Origin of the sequence: Colwellia sp. 75C3 (genome assembly GCF_002836255.1) — a bacterium.
Lineage (GTDB): Bacteria > Pseudomonadota > Gammaproteobacteria > Enterobacterales > Alteromonadaceae > Colwellia.
The window spans coordinates 587,934-612,127 of the sequence record NZ_PJAU01000032.1 but is presented as its reverse complement, the minus strand read 5'-3'; the positions used below and the strand labels follow the sequence as shown (position 1 = coordinate 612,127).

Annotated in this window: 24 protein-coding genes; 11 read left to right on the top strand and 13 right to left on the bottom strand. The window is 37.6% G+C overall.

Annotation, left to right across the window (positions count from 1 at the left end; genetic code table 11):
* The first annotated feature begins 1,479 nt into the window (after nucleotides 1-1,479).
* Entirely contained in the window at nucleotides 1,480-3,441 is a 1,962-nt protein-coding gene (gene htpG / locus CXF85_RS04545) for a molecular chaperone HtpG (RefSeq protein ID WP_101227309.1), read from the top strand.
* Nucleotides 3,442-3,695: 254 nt separating this feature from the next.
* Complete coding sequence (adk, locus tag CXF85_RS04540) at nucleotides 3,696-4,340, top strand: adenylate kinase (protein ID WP_101227308.1); 645 nt, start codon at nucleotides 3,696-3,698, stop codon at nucleotides 4,338-4,340.
* A 115-nt stretch (nucleotides 4,341-4,455) separates the two neighbouring features.
* Here the strand turns inward: adk and CXF85_RS04535 are convergent, their stop codons facing one another.
* From CXF85_RS04535 to hisG, 11 genes are all read right to left on the bottom strand, one after another.
* Nucleotides 4,456-4,929: a GNAT family N-acetyltransferase gene (locus CXF85_RS04535; RefSeq protein WP_101227307.1), complete on the bottom strand. Its 474-nt coding sequence runs from the start codon at nucleotides 4,927-4,929 to the stop codon at nucleotides 4,456-4,458.
* A gap of 15 nt (nucleotides 4,930-4,944) precedes the next feature.
* The gene (locus CXF85_RS04530; protein ID WP_101227306.1) at nucleotides 4,945-5,241 is read right to left on the bottom strand and encodes a DUF6559 family protein; all 297 of its coding nucleotides are present in this window, start codon (nucleotides 5,239-5,241) and stop codon (nucleotides 4,945-4,947) included.
* Between the two features lie 140 nt (nucleotides 5,242-5,381).
* A complete protein-coding gene (locus CXF85_RS04525; protein WP_232771065.1) occupies nucleotides 5,382-6,272 on the bottom strand; it encodes a hypothetical protein in 891 nt (296 codons plus the stop codon).
* A gap of 119 nt (nucleotides 6,273-6,391) precedes the next feature.
* Nucleotides 6,392-7,012 (bottom strand): bifunctional phosphoribosyl-AMP cyclohydrolase/phosphoribosyl-ATP diphosphatase HisIE, encoded by a 621-nt coding sequence (hisIE, locus tag CXF85_RS04520; RefSeq protein WP_101227305.1) that lies wholly within the window; start codon nucleotides 7,010-7,012, stop codon nucleotides 6,392-6,394.
* Complete coding sequence (gene hisF, locus CXF85_RS04515) at nucleotides 7,006-7,794, bottom strand: imidazole glycerol phosphate synthase subunit HisF (RefSeq protein ID WP_101227304.1); 789 nt, start codon at nucleotides 7,792-7,794, stop codon at nucleotides 7,006-7,008. The genes hisIE and hisF overlap by 7 nt, the downstream gene beginning before the upstream one ends.
* Nucleotides 7,788-8,540 carry a 1-(5-phosphoribosyl)-5-[(5-phosphoribosylamino)methylideneamino]imidazole-4-carboxamide isomerase gene (hisA, locus tag CXF85_RS04510; RefSeq protein ID WP_101227303.1) on the bottom strand — a complete coding sequence of 251 codons (753 nt, stop codon included), beginning with the start codon at nucleotides 8,538-8,540 and terminating at the stop codon, nucleotides 7,788-7,790. Before hisA ends, hisF begins: the two co-directional genes overlap by 7 nt.
* Nucleotides 8,537-9,184, bottom strand: a complete 648-nt coding sequence (gene hisH / locus CXF85_RS04505) for an imidazole glycerol phosphate synthase subunit HisH (RefSeq protein WP_101227345.1) — start codon at nucleotides 9,182-9,184, stop codon at nucleotides 8,537-8,539. The genes hisA and hisH overlap by 4 nt, the downstream gene beginning before the upstream one ends.
* Nucleotides 9,185-9,207: 23 nt before the next feature.
* Nucleotides 9,208-10,293 carry a bifunctional histidinol-phosphatase/imidazoleglycerol-phosphate dehydratase HisB gene (gene hisB, locus CXF85_RS04500; RefSeq protein ID WP_101227302.1) on the bottom strand — a complete coding sequence of 362 codons (1,086 nt, stop codon included), beginning with the start codon at nucleotides 10,291-10,293 and terminating at the stop codon, nucleotides 9,208-9,210.
* Between the two features lie 55 nt (nucleotides 10,294-10,348).
* Nucleotides 10,349-11,512 (bottom strand): histidinol-phosphate transaminase, encoded by a 1,164-nt coding sequence (hisC, locus tag CXF85_RS04495; RefSeq protein WP_232771064.1) that lies wholly within the window; start codon nucleotides 11,510-11,512, stop codon nucleotides 10,349-10,351.
* 2 nt (nucleotides 11,513-11,514) lie between these two features.
* Nucleotides 11,515-12,819, bottom strand: a complete 1,305-nt coding sequence (hisD, locus tag CXF85_RS04490) for a histidinol dehydrogenase (protein WP_101227301.1) — start codon at nucleotides 12,817-12,819, stop codon at nucleotides 11,515-11,517.
* 169 nt (nucleotides 12,820-12,988) lie between these two features.
* Entirely contained in the window at nucleotides 12,989-13,891 is a 903-nt protein-coding gene (hisG, locus tag CXF85_RS04485) for an ATP phosphoribosyltransferase (RefSeq protein WP_101227300.1), read from the bottom strand.
* 738 nt (nucleotides 13,892-14,629) lie between these two features.
* Between hisG and CXF85_RS04480 the strand changes: the two genes are divergently transcribed.
* From CXF85_RS04480 to CXF85_RS04465, 4 genes are read left to right on the top strand one after another with little or no spacing between them, the layout of a single operon-like run.
* The gene (locus CXF85_RS04480) at nucleotides 14,630-15,289 is read left to right on the top strand and encodes a sigma-70 family RNA polymerase sigma factor (RefSeq protein ID WP_101227299.1); all 660 of its coding nucleotides are present in this window, start codon (nucleotides 14,630-14,632) and stop codon (nucleotides 15,287-15,289) included.
* 1 nt (nucleotide 15,290) lies between these two features.
* Complete coding sequence (locus CXF85_RS04475; RefSeq protein ID WP_101227298.1) at nucleotides 15,291-15,572, top strand: anti-sigma factor family protein; 282 nt, start codon at nucleotides 15,291-15,293, stop codon at nucleotides 15,570-15,572.
* A gap of 33 nt (nucleotides 15,573-15,605) precedes the next feature.
* Complete coding sequence (locus tag CXF85_RS04470; protein ID WP_101227297.1) at nucleotides 15,606-16,145, top strand: hypothetical protein; 540 nt, start codon at nucleotides 15,606-15,608, stop codon at nucleotides 16,143-16,145.
* 4 nt (nucleotides 16,146-16,149) lie between these two features.
* Nucleotides 16,150-16,848, top strand: a complete 699-nt coding sequence (locus tag CXF85_RS04465) for an NRDE family protein (RefSeq protein ID WP_101227296.1) — start codon at nucleotides 16,150-16,152, stop codon at nucleotides 16,846-16,848.
* A 48-nt stretch (nucleotides 16,849-16,896) separates the two neighbouring features.
* Here CXF85_RS04465 and CXF85_RS04460 read toward each other — a convergent pair whose 3' ends face one another.
* Both CXF85_RS04460 and CXF85_RS04455 read right to left on the bottom strand, forming a co-directional pair.
* Complete coding sequence (locus CXF85_RS04460; RefSeq protein ID WP_101227343.1) at nucleotides 16,897-18,669, bottom strand: lysophospholipid acyltransferase family protein; 1,773 nt, start codon at nucleotides 18,667-18,669, stop codon at nucleotides 16,897-16,899.
* Between the two features lie 43 nt (nucleotides 18,670-18,712).
* Complete coding sequence (locus CXF85_RS04455; RefSeq protein ID WP_101227295.1) at nucleotides 18,713-19,027, bottom strand: hypothetical protein; 315 nt, start codon at nucleotides 19,025-19,027, stop codon at nucleotides 18,713-18,715.
* 414 nt (nucleotides 19,028-19,441) lie between these two features.
* Between CXF85_RS04455 and CXF85_RS04450 the strand changes: the two genes are divergently transcribed.
* The 5 genes from CXF85_RS04450 (at nucleotide 19,442) to CXF85_RS04430 (ending at nucleotide 24,169) form a co-directional block, all read left to right on the top strand.
* Complete coding sequence (locus tag CXF85_RS04450) at nucleotides 19,442-19,798, top strand: hypothetical protein (protein ID WP_101227294.1); 357 nt, start codon at nucleotides 19,442-19,444, stop codon at nucleotides 19,796-19,798.
* A 110-nt stretch (nucleotides 19,799-19,908) separates the two neighbouring features.
* On the top strand, nucleotides 19,909-20,988 hold the full coding sequence (locus tag CXF85_RS04445; protein ID WP_101227293.1) for an efflux RND transporter periplasmic adaptor subunit: 1,080 nt from the start codon (nucleotides 19,909-19,911) through the stop codon (nucleotides 20,986-20,988).
* Between the two features lie 72 nt (nucleotides 20,989-21,060).
* On the top strand, nucleotides 21,061-21,789 hold the full coding sequence (locus CXF85_RS04440; protein WP_101227292.1) for an ABC transporter ATP-binding protein: 729 nt from the start codon (nucleotides 21,061-21,063) through the stop codon (nucleotides 21,787-21,789).
* The gene (locus CXF85_RS04435) at nucleotides 21,786-22,946 is read left to right on the top strand and encodes an ABC transporter permease (RefSeq protein ID WP_101227291.1); all 1,161 of its coding nucleotides are present in this window, start codon (nucleotides 21,786-21,788) and stop codon (nucleotides 22,944-22,946) included. The genes CXF85_RS04440 and CXF85_RS04435 overlap by 4 nt, the downstream gene beginning before the upstream one ends.
* Entirely contained in the window at nucleotides 22,946-24,169 is a 1,224-nt protein-coding gene (locus tag CXF85_RS04430) for an ABC transporter permease (protein WP_101227290.1), read from the top strand. The genes CXF85_RS04435 and CXF85_RS04430 overlap by 1 nt, the downstream gene beginning before the upstream one ends.
* The last annotated feature ends 25 nt before the right edge of the window (nucleotides 24,170-24,194 follow it).

The window sequence follows — 24,194 nt, the reverse complement described above, 5'->3', positions numbered from 1 at the left end:
TGCTGTTTGGGATTTTAAACAATTAAGATAAGCGCGAATAAATTCCCGCCTACAAGCCGCACGCAGTTGCGCCGATGGTAGTGTGACTTATGTCGCAGTAAAGCCCATGTGATAGTAATACATTCTCCACTTCTAATTTGTGCTTAGGCACACGAGAAGCCCGTTACACTGGTAGCGGGCTTTTTTGCTTTTTGACGTTTAGTAAAAGCGCGAATACTTTCTTTACAAAATAAGCCGCCTACCTATTGAGGACCCACCTGATTATATTCGTCTTCCTTGTCACAGTGCTTCAGAAGTGAAACGCAGTTGCGCCAATAGTAGTGTGACTTATGTTAGTTAAGCCCATGTGATAGTTGACATTCACCACTTCTAATTTGTGCTGCGACACACGAAAATCCCGTTACGAAAGTAACGGGCTTTTTTGCTTTTTGATGTTTAGTAAAAGCGCGAATACTTTCTTTGCAAAATAAGCCGCCTACCTATTGAGGCCCCACCTGACTATATTCGTCTTCTTTGTCACAGTGCTTCAGAAGTAAAGCGCAATTGCACCGATGGTAGTGTGACTCATGTTAGTTATGCCCATGTGAGAGTAGGACATTCTCCCCTTCTAATTTGTGCTTTTGCACACGAGAAGCCCGATTCGAAAGAATAGGGATTGTTGTGTCTGAGGTTTAAAGTTTATCCCCAATAAGTGTTAGGTATGACCATATGAAAGTAGAAAATAATTAGGCGTCTATTTTTACTTTGGTACACGAGAAGACCCTAACTAACATTTCAGTACTTGGTTTCATGTAAGTAATCCTTGTAACAATAATAGCTCGTAAAATAATTAGCTGTAATTGTAGGGTAGGAGAAGGTGCTCGGAATGATATTAGTATAATTTTATTTGACAGTTTAAACTGAAAATTTACGATAACATTTTGATAGTAATTAAATATTAGCTCAAAAAATCAAAGGAGCAGTGACTGTTTTTATAAATCCGAATTTAAAAATTATGATTTAGTTCCATTAGTAATATTATATTACCAATGGATTGTATACATTATACTTATTGTTGAGTAGTATGATTATGTTAATAATTTGAAGTTTAATCCCTAAGTGACAAATTAATAACAGTATACATTTTGGTTGGATCTGATCTGTCAATCGTTTCTCCCATGTATATAATTCCGAAGTAGGGGGGCACCTCCTACTTCGGAACCTTGCTAATGTATTTTGTAATTCAGTAATAAGTCATTCTTTTAGAAATGGCTGCAATTATCTAATTTTAGCTATCTATTTGATGTAATCCATTAGGTAAATATCATCTTGCTTCTTTCTAGTAAAATTTAGGGTTGTTATTAAACCACTCTATATAATAATTGTTGCCAATTACCAATCAATCCATCATTTTCCCTTGAATTTTTTATCGTTAACCCCACATAGTTTCTAACAACTTTTTAAAAGTACATTAATAATTTTTCACCGGAGATTTTTCAGATGTCAGAAACTAATCAAGTACAAAATCATGCGTTTGCATCGGACAACGCCAAAATACTACAATTAATGATCCACTCACTCTATTCAAATAAAGAAATCTTTTTGCGTGAGTTAGTATCTAATGCCGCTGATGCTGCAGACAAGCTTCGTTTTAAAGCATTATCGGATAATACATTGTACGAAAACGATGGTGAGCTTCGTGTTCGTGTTAGCTGTAATAAAGAAAACAATACCTTAACAATTTCTGACAATGGCATCGGCATGAACGTTGACGAAGTTATTGAGCATTTAGGTACTATCGCAAAATCTGGTACTGCTGAGTTCTTCTCGCAACTGTCAGGTGATCAAGCATCAGACTCACAACTTATCGGTCAATTTGGTGTTGGTTTTTACTCTGCATTTATTGTTGCTGATAAAGTAACTGTTCGTACCCGTAAAGCTGGTGATAGTGCAACGGATGGTGTTGAGTGGGTTAGTGCAGGTGAAGGTGAATTCACTACGGCTAAAATAGAGAAGACTAATCGCGGTACTGATATCATTCTTCATTTAAAAGAAGATGAATCAGAATACGCTGATGACTGGCGTTTAAAGTCTATTGTTACTAAGTACTCAGATCACATTTCTGTGTCAGTTGAAATGTTAACTGCAGAAGTTCCTGCTGTTGAAGCTGTAGCTGAAGTGACAGATGAAAAAGATAATGTAACAAGACCAGCTGCTGACGCAATTGATGCTATTCCTGCACTTTGGGAACCTGTTAATAAGGCTACGGCTTTATGGACACGTGAAAAAGCTGATATTACAGATGAAGAGTATAAAGAATTCTACAAGCATGTTTCGCATGACTTTGGTGATCCTTTATTGTGGGAACATAATCGAGTAGAAGGCAAAACAGAATATACTTCTCTTTTATATGTACCAAGTAAAGCACCATTTGATATGTACAACCGCGAAAAACAACATGGTTTGAAGTTGTTTGTACAGCGTGTATTTATTATGGATGATGCTGAACAGTTCATGCCGACTTACTTACGTTTTGTAAAAGGTCTTTTGGATTCTAACGATTTACCTTTGAATGTTTCTCGTGAAATCTTGCAAGATAATAAGGTCACTCAAGCGATTCGTAAAGGTTGTACTAAGCGTGTACTGAAGATGCTAGAAAAGCTTGGTAATAACGATGCTGAAAAATACCAAGGTTTTTGGGATGAGTTTGGACAAGTGTTAAAAGAAGGTCCGGCTGAAGACCAATCTAATAAAGAACAAATTGCTGGTTTACTTCGTTTTGCTTCTACCCATGAAGATTCGACTACACAAAATGTTTCTATCGCTTCATATATTGAGCGTATGAAAGAAGGTCAGGATAAAGTTTACTTTGTTGTTGCTGATAGCTTTGAAGCTGCAAAGAACAGTCCTCACTTAGAAGTATTCCGTAAGAAGGGTATTGAAGTATTATTAATGTCTGATCGCATTGATGAATGGTTAGTGAGTCATCTAACTGAGTTTGATGGTAAGCAATTACAGTCAGTTACTCGTGGTGGACTTGATCTTGGCGATATGGACGATGCGGAAACAAAGGAAGCACAAGAGAAACTTGAAAAAGAGTATGATTCTGTTGTTAAGCGCATTAAAGGTAGTTTAGAAGGTAAAGTTAAAGAAGTTAAACTTTCTCAACGCTTGACTGAATCACCTGCTTGTATCGTTGCTGATGATGATGACATGAGCAGCCAAATGGCTAAGTTAATGGCATCAGTTGGTCAAGAAGTACCAGATACATTACCTATCTTTGAGATTAATGGTGAGCATGCACTGATCAAGCATGTAGCTGATGAGCAAGATGATGAAATGTTCAATCAATGGGTTGAAGTATTATTTGAACAAGCGATGTTAGCGGAACGTGGTAGCTTAAAAGATCCAGCAAGCTTCGTTTCACGCTTGAATAAGCTAATGCTAAATCTTACAAAGTAAATTCTATAATCGTTACATAAGATTTAGATAATACTTTAGTCTTAAAAAGGAGGGTTTCAAGCATGAAACACCTCCTTTTTTGCTCAATAGGCCTTTCACCACTTGTTTGCACATAGCCTAACTTGTATAGTGTCTGCCGGCTTTATTGTAAACCTAAGAATTATTACCTTTGCTCGATCAAACAGAATATTTAGCTATTTAGCAAAGGTAATACTTACTTTAACACTTCAATCATCAATTTAAGGTTACATAATATGCGCATTGTTTTATTAGGTGCTCCAGGCGCTGGTAAAGGCACCCAAGCACAATTTTTAATGGCTAAATTTGGTATCCCACAAATCTCAACGGGCGATATGCTACGCGCTGCTATAAAAGCAGGCTCTGAGCTAGGTAATAAAGCTCAAGCAGTAATGGATGCAGGACAATTAGTTTCTGATGATCTAATTATTGGATTAGTCAAAGAGCGTGTAGCTCAAGATGATTGTAAAGCAGGTTTTCTACTTGATGGTTTCCCACGTACCATTCCACAAGCAGATGCCATGAAAGAAAATGATATCAGCGTAGACCATGTACTTGAGTTTGATGTACCAGACGAAGTCATTGTTGAACGTATGGCAGGCCGTCGTGTACATTCTGGTTCAGGTCGTGTTTATCACCTTGTTTACAATCCGCCAAAAGTTGAAGGTAAAGATGATGTTTCAGGTGATGATTTATCTATTCGTCCTGATGACGAAGAAGCAACAGTACGTAAACGTTTAGCTATTTACCACGAGCAAACTAAGCCTTTAGTTGACTTCTATCAAGCAGAAGCTAAATCAGGTAACTGTAGCTACTTAACTATTGATGGCACTCAAGCTGTTGAAAAAGTTAACCAATTATTATCAGCTCAATTAGCTTAAAATATAATAATTTAGTTAATAAAAAACTCGCCAAGGCGAGTTTTTTTGTTTATATAATAGCTATATCAAGTGCTAATAGCGTTATAAGATGAATACTAAAATAGCGTTGTTGGTCTTATTCTCTAAGCATAGCAATGTGGGGGATATCATCTTCTAGGTACATTTCAGACACCTGAATGAAACCATGCTTTTGATAATAGTCTTTTAAATGTTGTTGTGCTGAAATCTTGATAGTTTCGTTAGGAAAGTACTGCTGACACATAGTTAACCCTTCTATCATTAACTGATGACCTAGGCCACCACCTCTTGCTTTAGGTGCTGTTACCACACGTCCAATGCTGACATTGTCAGGGTAATTTTGCCCCTTTGGCAAAATACGGAGATAAGCAACAAGTTGTTCTGCTTGATAACCTAATAGGTGTAACGTTTGAGGATGTCTGTCTAACAGGTCTTTTTCACCATCTAAATCGGGATAAAAACAGGTTTGTTCAACAACAAAAACATCAACCCGTAATTTTAGTACATCATATAATTGGTTGAGTGATAGTTGTTCAAATTTCTTTGTTTGCCAATTAGTCTTTATTATCATCATTAATAGCTTTAATTAAATGCTTAGTAGTTTTAAGTAACCATAATACTTACGTTCATTAAGATAATCTTTAATTTCTTCTTTATACTTTCGAATACACAGTTCAGGGAATTCAATTGTAATGACTTTACTTAGGTCACAAGAGTCAAGAAAAAGTAAATATCCTAGCGGCAAGTAACTCGGATTAAAATTACATTGATAAATTGTTGCCCTAACTTGGCTGGCATTATAGAACGTCTGCTCACCATAACGGTGCTGTAGTTTTGGTAAAAGTTTATTACCATATTTTTTTATTGCTCTACGTTTAAACATAGCCACTCCTTAGCAGGTACTTCTTATGGTGTCTCATGTAGGATCATGAAATCATTTTTATTTTGCAACATGTTACTACATGTTATTAACAAATTCGATAGCTTATGAGGTATTAGCAACTGATGGGGTATAGCATTTTATTAAGGATTTATTATTTTGACTATATCAGTATCGACAAAAAAACCAGCCTGCTGATATGCTTTTACGATAGCTCCTTGTTTACGCAATATTTTCAGACCTTTGTTAATTGCTAAGTAAGCTTCTTGTCCCTTGGGGTGTGCTTTACTAATGACAAAATGGCGAGAGTCTTTAAGTACCACACCAATGTTTTTAACCGGTACTAAATGTACTTTATCCATGGTGAAGCTTTGATCCGGGGTAGAGTTAAATGGCATCAAGATAAAATCTATCCATTGTATATTTACCATTCGTACCATAGAAAGCCAAGAATCGTCCTGAGTCAGACTTTTAAGTGGCAACTGCTGCAATGTTTTCCAATCTGTACGCCATTTAGGTGTTGATATTGCGGATAATTCAGTAAGGTCACTTAATTGATTTACGGCTAAGGTTTTACTGTTTTGAGGGCTTGTATAGATACCCGCGACGTACTCACCATTGCGGATAACTTCGTCAGAAATATAGACTTTGTTGGCGAGGGGGAGAGCATCCTGCTGCCAATAGGAGTCAAAACTAATAAGTAGTTGGCCATTTTGTAACATCTTAGTATTACGGAAATTAACCTTACCAGGGGCGTAACTGAATCTATGTGTAAAGCCTCCCAATTTGAGAGCCTGTTGAGCAATAATCATGTCGACTACATCGCGTCGGATGTTCTCACCTGAAAAATCATCTATTATGCTAATATCTCTATCAGCGACAAATTGTAGGTAGTCAACGTAGACATCATCACGAATATAGATAAGAACACTATTATTTCTTGCATACACATATTGTGTAATGCAAAGCAGAGTAACGATAAGTAGTACTTTAGTGAATAACACTCGATGAAAGCCAGAAGATAAATTTGCCATAAAGAACGCCGTATAATTAGATTACTGGTGTTAAGTAAAAGCATCCTTGTTGTATTAAACATAACAAGGATGCCGCTATTTAGCAAAGTAGCTTAAACGGTATGTGATTTAGTGAAAGATTATTTTTTATGGCGTTCTTGCAGCACAGCCATCACTTCACTTAGTTCAATTTTTTGATCAGCAAGTAATACAAGTGTGTGATAAAACAAGTCAGCACATTCACCTAACAAATCTTCTTTTGTTTCAGCTACTGCAGCAAGTGCCACTTCAACGCCTTCTTCACCAACTTTTTGTGCCATCTTCGTTGTGCCGCGAGAAAATAAATGTGCTGTATAACTCTCTTTTGGATCTTCACCTTTTTTCTGCTCTATGACTTGTTCAAGTTGACTTAAAAAATTTTGTTGAGTTAATTTTTGCTCAGGGAAGCAAGACTCAGTACCTAGGTGACAACTTGGGCCAATAGGAGTACAAGCAATAAGTAGACTATCGTTATCACAATCAGTTAGCACTTGCTGTACTTCTAGGAAGTTACCAGAGGTTTCACCTTTAACCCATAACGCTTGTTTTGAGCGGCTAAAGAAAGTCGCTTTACCTGTGGTTAATGTAGCTGTCAGTGAGGCTTGATTCATATAGCCTTGCATTAATACTGCACCAGTTGCAGCGTGTTGAATAATGGCAGGAATTAAGTTGTCCATCTTATCCCATGCTAACGCATCGATATTATTTTGGTTTACTAACATGGTCTTACCTCAATATTTTGGTCTTTTAAATAATCTTTTAAATCTTTAATGGCAATAACACCTTTATGAAAAACTGAAGCTGCTAGTGCGCCGTCAACATCGGCTTGCAGGTAAACATCACTGAAGTGTTCTATAGTACCTGCGCCACCAGAGGCTATTAATGGTACGCTACAAACAGCTCTAGCTTGCTTTAATTGTTCAATATCATAACCTTGACGAACGCCATCTTGATTCATGCAATTTAAGACTATTTCACCTGCACCTAAACTAACGACTTTCTTAATCCAATCAAAGGTGGTCCATCCCGTTTTCTTAGTACGCTCTTCATCACCAGTAAATTGATAAACTTGATATTCGCCTTTGCCATCATTAGCATCTTTGTTATAAAAACTGTCAACACCAACAACAATACACTGTTGACCAAAAACATCAGCTAAGCGCGTAATTAATTCTGGATCCCGTAGAGCAGGGGAGTTTATGCTAATTTTATCAGCGCCCATCATTAAAATTTCTTTAGCATCAGCTTCGCTTTTGATGCCGCCAGCGACACAAAAAGGAATATCAATAACTTCTGCAATCCGACTGACCCAACTTTTATCAACCACACGACCATCTGAGCTTGCGGTAATATCATAAAAAACTAGTTCATCTGCGCCAGCTTCAGCATATTGCTTAGCCAAGGGCACAATATCACCAATAATTTCATGATTACGGAACTGTACGCCTTTCACTACTTTGCCATCTCGTACATCTAAGCAAGGAATAATTCGTCTAGCTAACATGAGCTATTCTCCACTTGTGGCCAACAGGCAATTGCCTCTTCTAAAGTGAATTTACCCTCAAGCAATGAACGGCCTAATATCACGCCACTAACACCTGTTGGAATGAGTGCTTTAATATCAGCTAAGCTGCCAATGCCACCTGATGCTTGCCAATCAATTTCTGGATACTTAGCACAAACTTCAGTATACAAATCTACATTAGTGCCCGTTAAGGTACCGTCTTTACTAATATCGGTACACAAAACATGTTTTATACCGGCATCTTGATATTGGGCAAGTAAATCTTCTAAGTTAACACCACTGTCTTCAATCCAACCATGAGTAGGAAGCGTTTTATTGCCTTGTGCATCAATTTTAATATCTAGTGCTAGCACAATCTTTTCACAGCCATATGTTTTAAGCCATTGGGTGACAAGTTCAGGCTGTTTAATGGCTAAACTACCAATAACAACACGATCAGCACCTAGTGCTAATAATTGTTTAACGTCATCTTCACAACGAACACCACCACCAACTTGAATGATCATTGAAGGATGTTTTACCACTGTTTTCAATGTTTCTAACTGACGTTTAGTACTGTCTTTAGCACCGTCTAAATCAACAAAGTGCATAACAGTAGCACCTGATTTTGCATAGGATTGTTGACGTTCTTGTACGGTAAATTGGTAATTTGTTTTCTGAGCATAATCGCCTTGGTATAAGCGAACTACTTCACCGCCAATTAAATCTATCGCTGGGATCATCATAGTTTGGTTTGCTCCTGATTAAGTTCTGTAGCGTCTAATTCTAGAAAATTCTGGATTATTTTACTGCCTAAAGCGCTTGAACGCTCAGGGTGAAATTGACAACCAATAAAATTGTCTTTGGCAATGGCTGCAGAAAAAGTACTACCGTATTCGCAACTCGCAATGGTGTAATCACTTATTGGTGCAGCAAAGCTGTGTACAAAATAAAAATAATCGCCGACAGAAATACCGTTGAAAATAGGGTGGCTGCTTACTTGGGTTAGTGTATTCCACCCCATATGTGGCAATCTATTTTCTTGCGCTTTTAATGGCTCAATTTTTGTTGGAATTAAGTTTAAGCACGGTACTATGTTACGAGTACAGTTACCTTCAGTTGATGACTCTGTCATTAACTGCATGCCTAAGCAAAAGCCAAGTACGGGTTGAGTTAAGTTTTGCAGTACATTGACTAAGTTTTTAGCTTTGATATTAGCCATGGCATGTTTAGCTGTACCTACACCGGGTAATATTACCTTATCAGCGCTTTGTATTAAGGCAACATCATCAGTGATAGTTACTTGGTAACCCAAGCGTTCAACAGCAAACTTTACCGACGCTAAATTAGCACAGCCAGTATCTACAATGACATTCATTCCTGTAGACATGACCTTTGTCATTACTTTCGACATTAGAGACTTCCCTTAGAGCTAGGCATAGCATCACCATCAACTTTAATTGCTTGACCTAATGCTCGGCCAAACACTTTAAATAAGCTTTCTACTTGGTGATGGCAATTACCTTTACTGGTCGATAAATGTAAAGTAATTAACATTGAGTCAGCTAATGAACGGAAAAAGTGTGGCACCATTTGTGTCGACATAGTACCAACGTTAGCACTGGTAAAATCTGCATCAAACTCTAACCAAGGACGGCCAGAAAGATCGATAGCACATTCAGCACGGCATTCATCCATAGGGATGGTAAAACCAAAACGGTTAATACCGCGCTTATTACCGAGTGCCTGTTTTAGCGCTTGCCCTAAAGCTAGCGCAGTATCTTCAACACTGTGGTGCTCATCAATGTGGTAATCACCACTCACATTACAGGTTAAGCTAAAGCCGCCGTGAGTAGCTATTTGATCTAACATATGATCAAAAAATCCTAGGCCAGTATCTATTTTACTATTACCGGCTTTATCTAGATTAACTGTTACCGTAATGTCAGTTTCTTTAGTGGTACGAGTAACGGTAGCTATTCTTGGTTGCTCTAACTGGGTAATAACTTGCTCGCTAACCTGAGCCCAATTTAATGTCTCACGATTATATTTGATACCAACAATACCCATGTTAGCAGCAAGTCCCATATCAGTTTCTCTATCACCAATAACAAAAGAGTTAGCAAAATCAACACGACCTTGCTGAAGGTAATCACTCACCAAGCCAAGTTTAGGTTTACGACAGTTGCAGTTGTCTTCATCAAAATGAGGACAAAGTAATACGTCTTGAAATACTATGCCTTGAGAACTAAATATTTCCATCATTTTGTCATGAGGTAAATCAAAATCGCTTTGTGGGAAGCTTTTTGTTCCTAGACCATCTTGATTGGAAACCATAACAAGTTTAAAGCCTTTACTTTGAAGCTTTAAAAGCTCTGCTATGACATTCGGCTCAAAAACCAATTTCTCTAAAGTATCAAGTTGCTTGTCACTAATTGGCTCTTCAACTAGTGTACCGTCACGGTCGATAAATAATATTTTCTCTTGGGTATTACTCATAAAATGCTCTTCATTATCTGTGTTTCGCTAGCGTAAATGCAGCGCTATTTTTTAATTACAATGTGATTAATAACTTCTTCAGTTGCTCGAGTTCTTCTGCGCTGCCGATGCTAATGCGAAGACAATTTTCAAGCTGCTGTTGTTTAGATTGATCGCGAATTAAGATGTTGTTATCGACTAATAGATTAAAGACTTTGCTTTTCTCATCAGCGTTATTACAGCGAAATAATACAAAGTTAGCATCGCTGGGGAAAATATCGCTACACCAGTGTTGCTGTTTCAGCCAAACATTTAATTGTTCGCGTAAACTATTGGTGCTATTTACCCTAGTTTGCATCACAACTAAGTCATTAGTTAATGCTTGGCTAGCAATTTCTGCAACCGGTGCCGCAATAGGGTAGGGCGCAATCACCTTACTTAATAAAGTTATTATTTCCTTGTTTGCCAAGGTAAAGCCACAACGTAAACCGGCTAAGGCAAATGCCTTTGATAGCGTTCTTAGTACAATCACGTTATCACATTGACTTATTAGCTTAGTATTTACTTGCTCACCATCTAATATAGTATTGGTGTATTCATAGTAGGCTTCATCAACAACAACGATAGCACTATCTTTAAATAGCTCTATTGCTGCTTTAATTTGTGCTTGAGGTAAGGTATTGCCCGTAGGGTTACCTGGCGAACATAAAAAGACGACTTTTACCTTACCCACTTGTGCTTTTAATGCTTCAAGGTCTAGTTGACACTTTGCTTGTGAAGTATTAACCAATGGCACGCTAACAATGCCTGCGCCATGATTCTCTGCGCTAATGGCATACATACCGTAGGTCGGTGGGCAAATTAAAATGCTATCTTGATAAGCTCGACAAAAGCTGCGAATAATGAGTTCGATACCTTCATCGGCGCCACGTGTCGCAAGTATGTTATCCACGGGTAATCTGCAATAATTACTGTAAGCATTTAATAACGCTTTTGGCTGAAAATCAGGATAACGGTTAATATTTTCACTATTTAATTGATATTTACCTTGTCCAGGTGCTTCATTAGCATTAAGCCATGTTTTGCTATTAGCTTGCTCATTATCACCACTGGCAAATAAACGCCTTGCAGACTGATATGGCACCATATCGACCAGCTCTTCTCTTGCTAACTTCTCTATTAAGGTGCTAGCGACTACACTACTCTTCGCTGATGAGGTCATATTCTTTGATAAGGTCATAACTAAGCGCCTTCTTCTAAGCGAATAGTCACAGCGCGCTGATGTGCATCTAAGCCTTCAGCATCAGTTAACTCAATAATGCATTCAGCTAAACTCGCCAAACCTGATTTGGTAATTTCTTGCACGGTATAACGACGAGAGAAATCGGCTAGTGATAAACTTGATATCACCTTTGAATAACCATAAGTCGGTAATACGTGGTTGGTGCCGCTAGCATAATCACCCGCAGATTCTGGTGTATAAGCACCAACAAAAATTGAACCTGCATTACGTAAACTAGCAAGCAAGGTGGGGGCATCTTCAGTTTGAATAATTAAGTGCTCTGGGCCGTATTCATTCGATACGGCAACTGCTTGAGATAAATCTTTAGTTAATATTAAGCGAGATTGGGTTAATGCTTGTTCAGCAATTTCACGTCGTGACAATGTGGCTAATTGTTTTTCTAACTCTGTAGATACTCGTGTGATTAACGATTCACTATCACTAAGTAGTATTACTTGGCTATCAACACCGTGCTCTGCTTGTGATAATAAGTCGGCAGCGATAAAAGCAGGATTTGCTTGCTCGTCTGCGATAACCAAGACTTCAGAAGGGCCGGCAGGCATATCAATAGCAAAACCAGGAACTTGTTGTGATAACTGTGTTTTTGCTTCAGTAACATAACGGTTACCAGGGCCAAAGACTTTATTTACCGCTGCTATTGTTTGTGTACCATAAGCAAGTGCTGCAATAGCTTGGGCACCACCTACGGTATATATTTCACTAATACCACAAAGATCAGCCGCCACTAATACTTCATTTGCCAATTGGCCATTTTTATCAGGCGGACAAACCAGTGCCGTGCGTTTACAACCGGTAAGCTGTGCAGGAACACCTAACATCAATACCGTTGAAGGTAATGGCGCGGAGCCAGCAGGAATATATAGACCAACACTTTCAATCGCTTCAGTTTTTAGCGTGCACTTAACGCCAGGCGTAGTTTCAACGGTAATATCAGTTGGCTGCTGAGCGCTGTGAAATGCTCTGATTTGTTGATACGCGGTGTTTATTGCTTTTAAGCGTTTAGCACTAAGCGCTAACTTGGCTTGAGCTACTTGCTGCTGGCTCACCTTTAAGGTGTCTAGTGCAATGCCATCAAACTGTTCAGTTAACGCATAAATAGCCTTATCGCCTTGATTCTTAACTTGCGAAATAATATTGGCAACTTGCGTTGATAATAAAGCGCTATCTGCTATTGCAGGTCGAGCAAGTGCGAATCTTTGTTGCTGCTCTGATAATTCTTGCCAATTGATTAGTTGATTAATCATAATTACTTGTTCCTAATACTTCGAGGATCTGTTTCTTTATAAGTAAAAAATAATTTACTTTAGCTCGCCGCTAGTTAGTGCAAGAACAAAGAGAAGGCACGGAGTTGACGTTAGTCAATGAGTACCATCGATGCTGTTCATGTGCTAACTAGCCATGAGGTAAATAAATTTAGCCCATCATCTTTTCAATAGGCATAACCAGGATTGAGTGACAACCTAAGGCTTTTAATTGTTCCATGGTTTCCCAAAAGAATGTTTCTGTTGCTACTACATGCACAGCGACCATATCTTCACGTCCAGCAAGTGGTAAAACTGTAGGTGTTTCTGTGCCCGGCATTAATTTACTGACTTCTGCTACTTTATTTGTTGGTGCGTGCAGCATTATGTATTTGCTTTCTTTAGCTTTCATGACACCGTGAATACGTGGTATCAAAGTATCTAAAATAGCTTGTTTCTCTCCGCCCAAGGAATCAGATCGTTGAATAAGAGAGGCTTTTGAACGAAAGACTTCAGCCACTTCTTTTAAGCCATTAGCCTCAAGGGTTGCGCCGGTCGAAACTAAGTCACAAATACCGTCAGCTAAGCCTACGCGAGGTGCTACTTCAACCGAGCCTTTTAACAAACAAAACTCGACATTAATGCCATTAGCTTTAGCAAAACGATTTAATAAGTGTGGATAAGTTGTGGCAAAACGTAAACCGTTTAAACAATCTAAACCTGTGTATTCAAATTCTTCCGGCATTGCAATTGAAAAACGACAAGCGCCAAAGTCTAATGTAGTCGTGCGTATGTAATCAGACTTGTTGCCCTTTAGTTGGCGATCTAGCTCTTCTTCTTCTAGGGTATTATCACCAACAATACCTAAGTCACAAACACCGTCCATAACTAAGCCAGGAATGTCGCTACTGCGAACACGCATAATATCAATTGGCATATTACTTACATGCGCTAATAACCTTCTATCGCTCAGGTTTAACTTTAATCCACAAAGCTTAAGTAGTTTCTGTGTGTCGTCACTAAGGCGACCTGACTTTTGCATGGCAATGCGTAAACGTGGTTCTGATGTGCTCATATTGGTAATTCCTATTGTCTTAATCTTTAAAATTCGGCATGTATATACAATTTCTTAATCGCTAAAATGCGAAAAACCCCCGAGAGAGTCGTGACTCTTTCGGGGGTTTAGCAATTACAGTTATATCTATTAAGAGATTCTATTATGCTTTTTTAAACCACTGAAAGGCCACTTGCCCTTCAGTAATTTACTTAATAAGTAAACCTGAATGGGCTAGTTGTTATGATGGTGATGATGTCGGCTATTCAGGTTAATAATCATGGGTAAAGTCTCTAATAGTTAGTCATTTTCTGTTAACTTGGTGGTATTGTAAAATTAAGTTAACAGCTTAAAAAAATAATTTGTTTTGATACTGTTTACACTACTGCTTAATTAAGATAGCTGCAAGTAATAAATAAAAGTTTTTTATTACTATTTGTTATATATAGCTTACTTAAAGTTATTACTCTAAATTTATACTGAGGTAGCACCGAAAAATTCAGCCGCTGTCACCAAAATAGCCATTAAAAATGGAAAAGGTAAACCTACGCGTCCATTCAGTATTGCCAAATCATTTAACAATCCCTTCAAAAGCTCTATTTTAGTACCTCCCATCCAAATACAGGTACCAAACAAATTATCAATATCATCGGTGCTAAAAAGCCACTCAATAAATAGCGATACTTTAATAGTGATTTTTAAGTAAATATTCGTTAATTTAGCTATTAGATGTTCGATAATTAAAAGGGTTACAAGCTGTTGAAAGAATCCCCCTCAACCATTTCAGAACAAGATAAAGAAAATCAACTTATTGATAAGCTAATTGGTAATGATGATTTAGCTTATGAAATATTGGTACGGCAATACAGTGCAAGAATGTATGCGGTTGCTCGTCGATTTTTTACTTCAGATGATGATGCACAAGAAGCTTTGCAAAAAGCGTTTATTCAAGTCTTCAAAAAAATATCCACTTTCAACAAAGACTCAAGCTTAATGACTTGGTTGCACCGTATTACCGTCAATGAAGCCTTAATGATAATAAGACAAAAGAAAAGACAGAATACGCTACCACTTGAAAGCTTTACTCAACACTATAATGAACATGGCGAGCGTACCGTTTTTAGTGATAATTCGGAGCAGAGTTTAATGGAAGGGTTAGGTCATAATATTGAAGCGTTATTTGAAAAAAACGAAACGAAATTCTCACTTAATGAACTTATTTATCAGCTTCCTGAAAAATATTGTAACGTTTTACTGCTTAGAGACATCCAAGAAATAAGTACCAAAGAAACAGCCAATATAATAGGTATATCTGAAGCATCAGTAAAAACTCAACTTCACAGAGCAAGGTTGCTTTTGAAGTCTATTTTAGAGCAGAAAGACAAAGACAGATTAGAAGATAATTGGAAGGTGAATTAGCATGTTAATGATTAAACGATTAATGACTAAATATATTCCAGCTATGCTAACGTGCGAAGAAATAGACGATTTTTTATATGATTTTCATGAAGGCCAATTATCCTATACAGAACACTTAACATTTAAATTGCATTTAAGGCTGTGTAAAGAGTGTAAGGATTATGTACGTAAATATAAAAATACAATTCGCATGTCTCAAGCAGGTTTTACTAAAGCAGACCCGGCCGAAAAGGTACCGGAAGAACTTATTGAAGTGATATTAAAAAGTCGAACGAAAAAATAATTTCGTTCATTTACATGTTGGAAATAAAGAAAAATGCTCAAAAGTCAGTTGGAAATCATTGAACAAGGTCAGTTATACCTCAATAGCGTCTCTAAAGAAGACTATAGCGCTATAATAACGCCTAACTTTATCAGTTCAGCAGGCTCGCATATGCGGCATATTATTGATCATTACCTTGCTCTAATGTCTGGCTTGGATAATAAGTTGATCGATTATGATAAAAGAATGCGTGGTAGTCATGTCGAGTTGTCGCCAACACTTGCGATAGACAAATTAAATGAAATAGCCGATTGGATTAAAAACCTTAATGAAGCGCAATTAAACAAACTTGTTACCCTAAAAACGGAAGTTTCCGTGACAAGTCACAATGTGCAAACAGTACAGACCTCTATTGCCCGTGAGTTAGTCTTTGCTGGCAGTCATGCGGTACATCATTATGCCATGATTGTTCAAATATCGTTTGCACAGACCAAGGCTTTACCTCAAACATTTGGTCTAGCTCCAGCTACCGCAACCTATATGAGAGAAAATACTCAGCTATCCGAGGCTACAGACAAAGCAGATTTACAATAACCTTATGTGTACGCTAACTTATTTACTCAATGATAATGGTTATGAATTATTCTTTAACCGCGACGAGCAACGTTCAAGAGCTTTAGCAACGCCACCAACCATTAATCAAACTTCAAACGCCATTTACCCTATAGACCCACAAGGGCAAGGTACTTGGATTGCGGTAACTAAAAAAGGTTTGTCACTAGCGCTATTAAATTATTATCAAGGTTCATTTAATGATAATAAAAGCATAGTAAGTAGGGGGGAGCTGATTTTATCGTTATTACGCCTTGATGGCGATATTATTAAACAATTTCAAATGATGGATTTACGTGTTTATCAGCCGTTTCAGCTTTGTATATTCCCGGAAGATTTATCGATAAAAAATCAACGAGTGCAAAGTTTCAAATGGACGGGAAATGAACTTAATCTTAGTGAGGCTGATTTACCTATCACTTCATCAAGCGTTGATTTTATAGACGTTAGTCAAAAAAGAAAACATCGATTTAATAACATTGTTGATAAGAATATGCCTTTATCAATTCAGCATAAAGGCTTTCATTTTTCAACTGAAGCCATAGGTAAGTATTCTGTTAATATGCAAAGAGGCGACGCTAAAACGGTTAGTATTTCTCATATATCGGTGAATAACACAATCAGTTTTAATTACTTCGATAATGTTTTATTGAAAGATCACGATACAACTTTTTTGAAAGAATAGGGCGCTGATTTTTACCTAGTACTTATCATAACGGTTAGTTCCTCCTTATTAATTCTTTTCATCAAACTGTATATATTCATCTCTACCGTCACCAATATAAATTTTTAATAACTTTTCAGGAGCGCGGGGAAAATCTACACTGAGCAGTAAACCTGGTGTTTGATTGAAGTTTACATCAATGCCCACACAATGAAATTTAGCGCCTAATTTATGATATTTTTTCAGTAATACAGGGATATCTTTATTATCTTTTTCAATGCCTTTAACAAAAGCCGATAGCTGATTAATTCCTACTGATTCAGTCTTAATATAATCTTTTACTTCTGGATGAAGTTGTCCTTCAAACTCAGATTTTGCCTGCACGCCGTTAGTCTCTTTTACCATGACCTCATTGATCAACGCGACGGAACGAGGGTCATATAACTTACTTAATGATACGGTTCCATATAGTGTTCTATACCGTGGGTTTTGATAAACAAAAGCACCAATACCCTTCCATAATAATAATAAACCATGGAAGCTATTTTGATGAGCTTCTACAATAAAAGATCGGCCCATCTCTAAACAGGGTTGTTGTTGATTTATAAACTCGGGCTGAAAGTTAAACATTTGTGAAAGGTAGAGCTCTGATACATCACCATTTCGTTGTAAAAGGTCTGTTTGGCCAACTCGATAAGCCCCTATGATTTCTTCATTTTTATGGTCGAAAACAAATAAGTGCATATAGGTCGCATCAAACCTATCGGTATCGCAAGACTCGCCACTGCCTTCATTGAGTGTCCTAAAAGTAATTTCTCGTAAACGTGTAATTTCTTTGACGCAAGTAGGTATTTGTTGCTGATAACCGTAATAGACTGAAAATGACTTAAAATCTAATAGATGTTGCTCGAGAGGTAATCGAGACAATTCTTCTTTTATTAACCGACTATCAGTTGGTGGAAAGATATCTTTAAAAGCTATTTTTTCGTCGTCTTCAGGCCACTGGTTAGAGTATTTCTCGTCATTCAAGTAACATTGTAATCTTATAAAATCATTCATTCTTTCAATGCTACCCAGTTCTTTGAGTTGTTTGGGCTGAATTAAATTGTTTGTTGTTAGCGTTATAGCATGCTGTTGTAATTTGAACATTTCATGCGCTAACATCAACAAACGAAAACGATAATAAATTCGGCCCATTCGATGAAATAACGGACTATTAGTACCTGAAATAAAAACAGGTAAAATAGATGTTTTGGTTTTGGCGGCGATTTGAACAGCAATACGATTCCAATCACCATCGGTAATTATTTTTTTATTCGTATTAAAAAAAGAGACTTTGCCCGCAGGAAAAATCACCAACAAGCCTTCACTTTTAATATGGCCAAAGCATTTTTTGATGGCTGAGGTATTTATCGCAGCTTTAGGTATTAATGGATTAGCAAAAATAAAGTAATCTTGAATTTCCTTAAAAATTTGTAAACCAACATTTGCCATTATTTTTGTATCAGAACGAAACGAAGTCAGTAAATGAGCCATAATAACGCCTTCGATCATGCCATATGGATGGTTGCATACCACAATACATCGGCCTGTCTTTGGGATTTTTGCTATTACACCTTCCCCGCCAGAGATCTGAACGCCTAACGCTTTTAATAATTTTTCTGAGAACTCTTGCTTATCTAGACCTGATAATTCTGCGGATAGGTAAAGTTTGCGTAATTTTCTTATGCCTAATAATCTATCAAGCAAGGGGGAGGCTAATTTAAGTAAAACCCCAAAGAAGGAGTTAGGAGCCATTGAAGCCAATCGTAAATCTGAAAGTAGTTTATCTGCGTTATTCATAAGTGGGTATGATTTTATATATAGTTGAGAGTAAATAAGTAAACTATGTTCGTCTCGAAGTACCAAAGAATAACATAATTAAAATTTCTTTTAGATTCGCGTTAAGCAACCAATAACTTAAATTTCTGTTAGGCTTGCTAACGGTTCTATTCTCTATTTTTTTAGTCGTTTTTATGGAAGCATCACGCTGATATTTGGCCTGTTCCAATTTCATCGCCATTTGATAGCGTCGTTCTTGAGCTACGTTGGCCCGTTTGGCAAAGCTATTTCTGGCTTCTGCACTCAAATTTGATAATAAACTACCGTCTGTTCCTGCTTTACCTTTTACTTTAGTTTTTGGCCTTGGCGTACTACACATATATAACCTCTATACTTCAGTATTATCAGATAGCTAAAATAAAATGTACCTAATAGAGCGATGTAAATGATCTGACATATTATTTAGATGCCATAGTTTTGATAAAGGTTACAACATTATTGAAGTTATGAGTTTCTTTGTTATTCACTGAGCCATGGCTATAAAATTACGAACAGCTTTTGAATATTTTCGATTTTATGGCCAAGGACGGACATTGTTTATTAAAACCTTTAATGTCGCCTTAGCGAACCAAGTGGTCCTTTTGTAGTGGTCTATCATTATTTATAGTCTTAAGGTTTTTGTATTTTCATTCTCGATCATATTAACTATGGGTTAAAGGTTATGAGTGAATAGTCGATAATAAGGTAGTACAACGTATTTATTAAATCATTTAAAACTGCGTAGGAATTAGAGATGGATATTTTTACTACCCAACTAACACGTGTAGTTCCTGTACCGATTAAGCCAGCAAGCCTAAAGGTGAAAGCACTGCTTAAAGATGCGGCTAACACTAAACTTAGTCAAGACTCTGATCACCTTGAAAATCATGAATATTATTTTACCAAGGAAGACGATCAATACCACTCCAGCCAGCAAGAGTCGAAACAGGATACGAGTAAAGAACAGCATGCTCAGCCAGAAACTGACATAGTAGAACCAGAATCTAATGACGATGAGTTAGCGGCTAAAAAATCTGTAGAGCTAGAAACTTCAGATGAACAAACTGACCAGAAAAATAATAAACCTAAGCACCTAGATTTATACGCTTAGTGGCTAAATAGCCAAAAGTCATGCATCGACACACGTAAAATCATTACTTTTGGCACTGTTTAACTAAGCCGACAATTCTTATCATTCTCTTAACTTATTAGGAGAATATAATGCCCCGAAATTTAGATATTGAACAACTCACCATTGACCGAAGTATTACTCATAGCAAAACGATTTTCTCTTCATTAAGCGCTAAAGTGATATTAAGTATCATGTTGCTTGTTTCATTGTTCGGTGGCGCTTTTGTTATTCAAGCTGCATACCAACCAAGTGCTCAAGGGCTAACGTTAGCAACTAATACTACTCAAGTCGTTGATACTGATAACACCCTAACTGACAATGTTGTTATAAGCAGCGGCGACGTTACACAAGCCAATAATCCTCTAAAAAAAGCTACCGAGATAATAGTTAACAGTTCAGTGCTTGATGCAAGCGGACATATAGTCGCTAGACGTATCGCTACCGTGTCATCACGCGTCACAGGCAAGTTGAACAAGTTAAATATTGAAGAAGGCCAGCGAGTTCAAAGTGACCAAATAATAGCGGAGCTAGATGACAGACAAGCAAGAATTTCTTACCAACTAGCACAAGCCGATTTAAGCGCTAATAGAGCGCGTTTTCATGAGCTGAATATAGTGCACCAACATGAATTAAAGCGTCTCGAACGTCAACTAATCCTATTTAACAAATCACTTATTAGTGAGCAATTTCTTGATGATAGTCGTTTTACTACTGAAAAAATTGCTGCGCAATTAACTAACAAAAAAGCCTTAATTGATTTAAGTAAGCAGAAAGTTTCGCTCGCTCAATACCAATTAGAGCAACACAAAATACGCGCACCGTTTGATGGTGTTGTCATCAGTAAAAATGCGCAAGTTGGAGAGCTAATTTCTTCTGGCTCTTCTGGCGGAGGTTTTATCCGAACGGGGGTCGGCACTATTGTTGATATGAGTTCATTAGAAATAGAAGTAGAAGTTGCTGAAAGTTATATCAATCGAGTTCATGCGAATCAAAAAACCATCGCCACGTTAGACGCATACCCTAATTGGCAGATATCCAGTGAAGTTATTGCTGTTATCCCAACAGCAGATAGGCAAAAAGCCAGTATTAAAGTGCGCGTTAAGTTACATACAACAGACGCAAGAATACTACCGGATATGGGGGTCAAGGTCAGTTTTTTAAAAGGCTGATAAATCGATGAAAACTAACAAACGACAGACTAGATAGCTCTCAAGTAACTGACAAATAATTAGGTAAATATTATGCAAACGAATAATCCAAATAAAATAGCCATCCAATTAAAGAAAATAAATAAAAGTTACCAAAAAGGCAGTAACAATGTTGTTGTACATGACAACTTTAACTTATCGATAGCAGAAGGTGAATTTGTGGCTTTGATGGGGCCATCAGGTTTAGGTAAAAGTACATTGCTGCATTTAATTGGTGGTTTAGATTTACCCACCTCAGGCCATGTCATTATTGATGATCAGCGAATTGATACCTTATCAGAAGGAAAACTATCAATCTGGCGGGCAGAAAATATTGGTTTTGTTTTTCAATCACATCATTTATTACCGGTATTAACCGCGCAAGGTAATGTTGAATTACCTTTGTTATTAACGCCATTAGATAGTAAACAAAGAAAGCAACATGCCAGTTTAGCATTGCGTTTAGTGGGTATGGAGGAGCGCGCGAACCATCTCCCTAAAGAGCTTTCAGGTGGCCAAGAGCAAAGAGTTGCCATTGCTCGCGCCATTGTTAGTGATCCTAAAATAATTTTGTGCGATGAGCCTACCGGAAATTTAGATAGAAAAACTGCTGATGAAATTTTGACTTTATTAGCAGCGCTTAATAAAGATTATGGCAAAACTATTGTCATGGTGACTCACGATTTAAGGGCGAGTGAGTATGCCAGCAGAGTAATTAATTTAGAGCAGCACATTGAAGAGGGTAAACAAAGCCAATTATCTGCGGTTGAGGTTAACTCATGAATATATTTCAGCTAGTTTGGCGTAATAGTTTTCGTAAGAAAACGCGTTTTAGTTTGACCTGTTTATCAGTGATGATTGCTTTTTTTTTATTCTCAATTTTAGCCGGTATTAATCATGCGCTAACAAGTAATGTCAGTAGTAATAATCAATATAGGCTACTTACCAGTCATAAAATATCGCTTGCCCGTTCATTACCACTTAATTACCAACAAAAGATTTCCGCCATTGCTGGCGTGGACAGCGTTAGTTATGCCTCTTGGTTTGGCGGATTTTTCAAAGATGAAACGAATCAACTAGCCGTTTTGGCGGTCGACCATCAAAGTTACTTTGAAATGTTTGATGAATATAGCATGCCCAAGTGGCAGCTTGAACAATGGAAAAACACACGTACAGGGTTAGTCGTCGGCCAAGCCATTGCCAATAAATATGGCTGGAAAGTCGGCGATAAAGTACCGCTAAGCTCTTCCATTTGGATGAATAGAGAAGGGGTTTTTACTTGGCAATTTACTGTTTCTGCAATCTATCAAAATGCAACAAGCGCGAGTGATGAAAAGCAAATATTCTTTCAACATGCCTATTTTGATAAAAGTCGTGCTTATGGGCGTAATATGGTGAGTTGGTTAACACCAAAAGTAGCAGAGCAAGCCGATGTAGATAAAGTGAGTCAGCAAATAGATAAGTTGTTTGCCAACTCTACTGGCGCAACAAGAACAACGACCGAACAAGTATTCATCAAAGAGCGGGTACAACAGTTTGTTGATATGGCGATGGTTATTAAATTAGTTGTTATTGCCGTCTTTTTTACCTTGTTGTTAATTGTGTGCAATACCATGATGCAAAGTAATCGAGAACGTTTAAATGAAAGTGCCATGATGAAGGCACTAGGTTTCTCTAGTCGATTTTTGATAACTCAAGTCTATTTAGAGTCATTTTTTATGTTAGCACTTGGCGCCTTATTCGGCTGCATATCCGCACAATTATGCTTAGCTTATGTTAGTCACCTGTTTGCTGATTTTCTTCCCGGAATGGCTATTGATAATGTCCATTACCTCAATGTTATTTCGCTGGTTTTTCTTGCTGCAACACTGTGTAGTTTTCTACCCGCTTTAACCCTAAAGCGTTTAACTATAAGCAATACCTTAGGAGCAAAAGCATAATGTATCAGCTAATCAATCATAGCCGAGCTAAGTTTAAGCAAGCGGTGGCTTTAGCTACCATCAATTTGAAAAGCTTTCCACATAGAGCTATTGCTTCATCGGTAAGTATCTTGAGCATTGCCTGTGTTGCCGCGGTAATTTTATCGGTACTAGCTATGACCCAAGGTATGGTTAAAACGTTAGAGAGGACGGGCCTTGATGACACTTTAATTGTGATGCGCGCAGGCGCAGTATCAGAATTACAAAGTGTTATGTTTCCAGTAGAAGTTAATATTCTCGCAAACAATAAGCAAGTACTGAAAAACAGTGATAACCAAGCAATGGTTTCTGCGGAAATGTTTGTTAATGCAGAAATGTCTCATATTGATAAGTCAGGTGAAAAGCACATTGAAAAACTCGCATTAAGAGGCATTAGTAAAAACACTTACGGCTTTCGCCCCAACTTTAACATGATAGCCGGCGAAAAGTTTAAAACCGGCTTACGACAAGTCATTATTGGTCAAGCAATAGCGAGAAAAATACCGACATTAACCGTTGGAACTACCATTACCCTTGGTGGTGCTCGTTGGCTTATTAGCGGTATATTTACTGATAATAATAGTGTTTTTGAATCTGAGTTATGGGCTGACATTGGCATGGTACAAAGTGACTATCAGCGTGGTAACACCTTACAATCTGTTCGGTTAGCACTTAAAGCCAATACGGATATAGCTCAACTTAACCAAGAGTGGCAAGATGATCCGCGTTTAAACTTACGCATAATGCTTGAAAAACAATTTTTTGCTAACCAAGCGGAGAACTTAACGCGTTTAATACGTTGGATTGGTTTTCCTGTGGCATTTATTATGGCACTGGGCGCTATGATAGCGGCCCTAAATACCATGTATGCCACTATCGCTAGTCGTAGTAAGGAAATAGCCACGCATAAAGCGATAGGTTTTAGTGCTTTTTCTATCTGCTTTTCTATTCTTATCGAGGCTTTGCTGATTGCTCTCGTTGGTGCGCTACTGGGGATTTTACCTTTGTATTTTATTTTTGATGGTTGGACGGCATCAACCCAAGATGCCAATAACTTAAGTCAAATGATGTTTAATTTTGAGCTATCTATGGACTTAATTATTCAAACGTTACTTTTTTCTATCACCATTGGTTTATTAGGTGGCATTCTGCCGGCGATAAAAGCGATGCGTTTGCCGGTAACCGTTGCGCTACGAGATAACTAAGTTTTCCTAAGCTTAAGAAAAATAA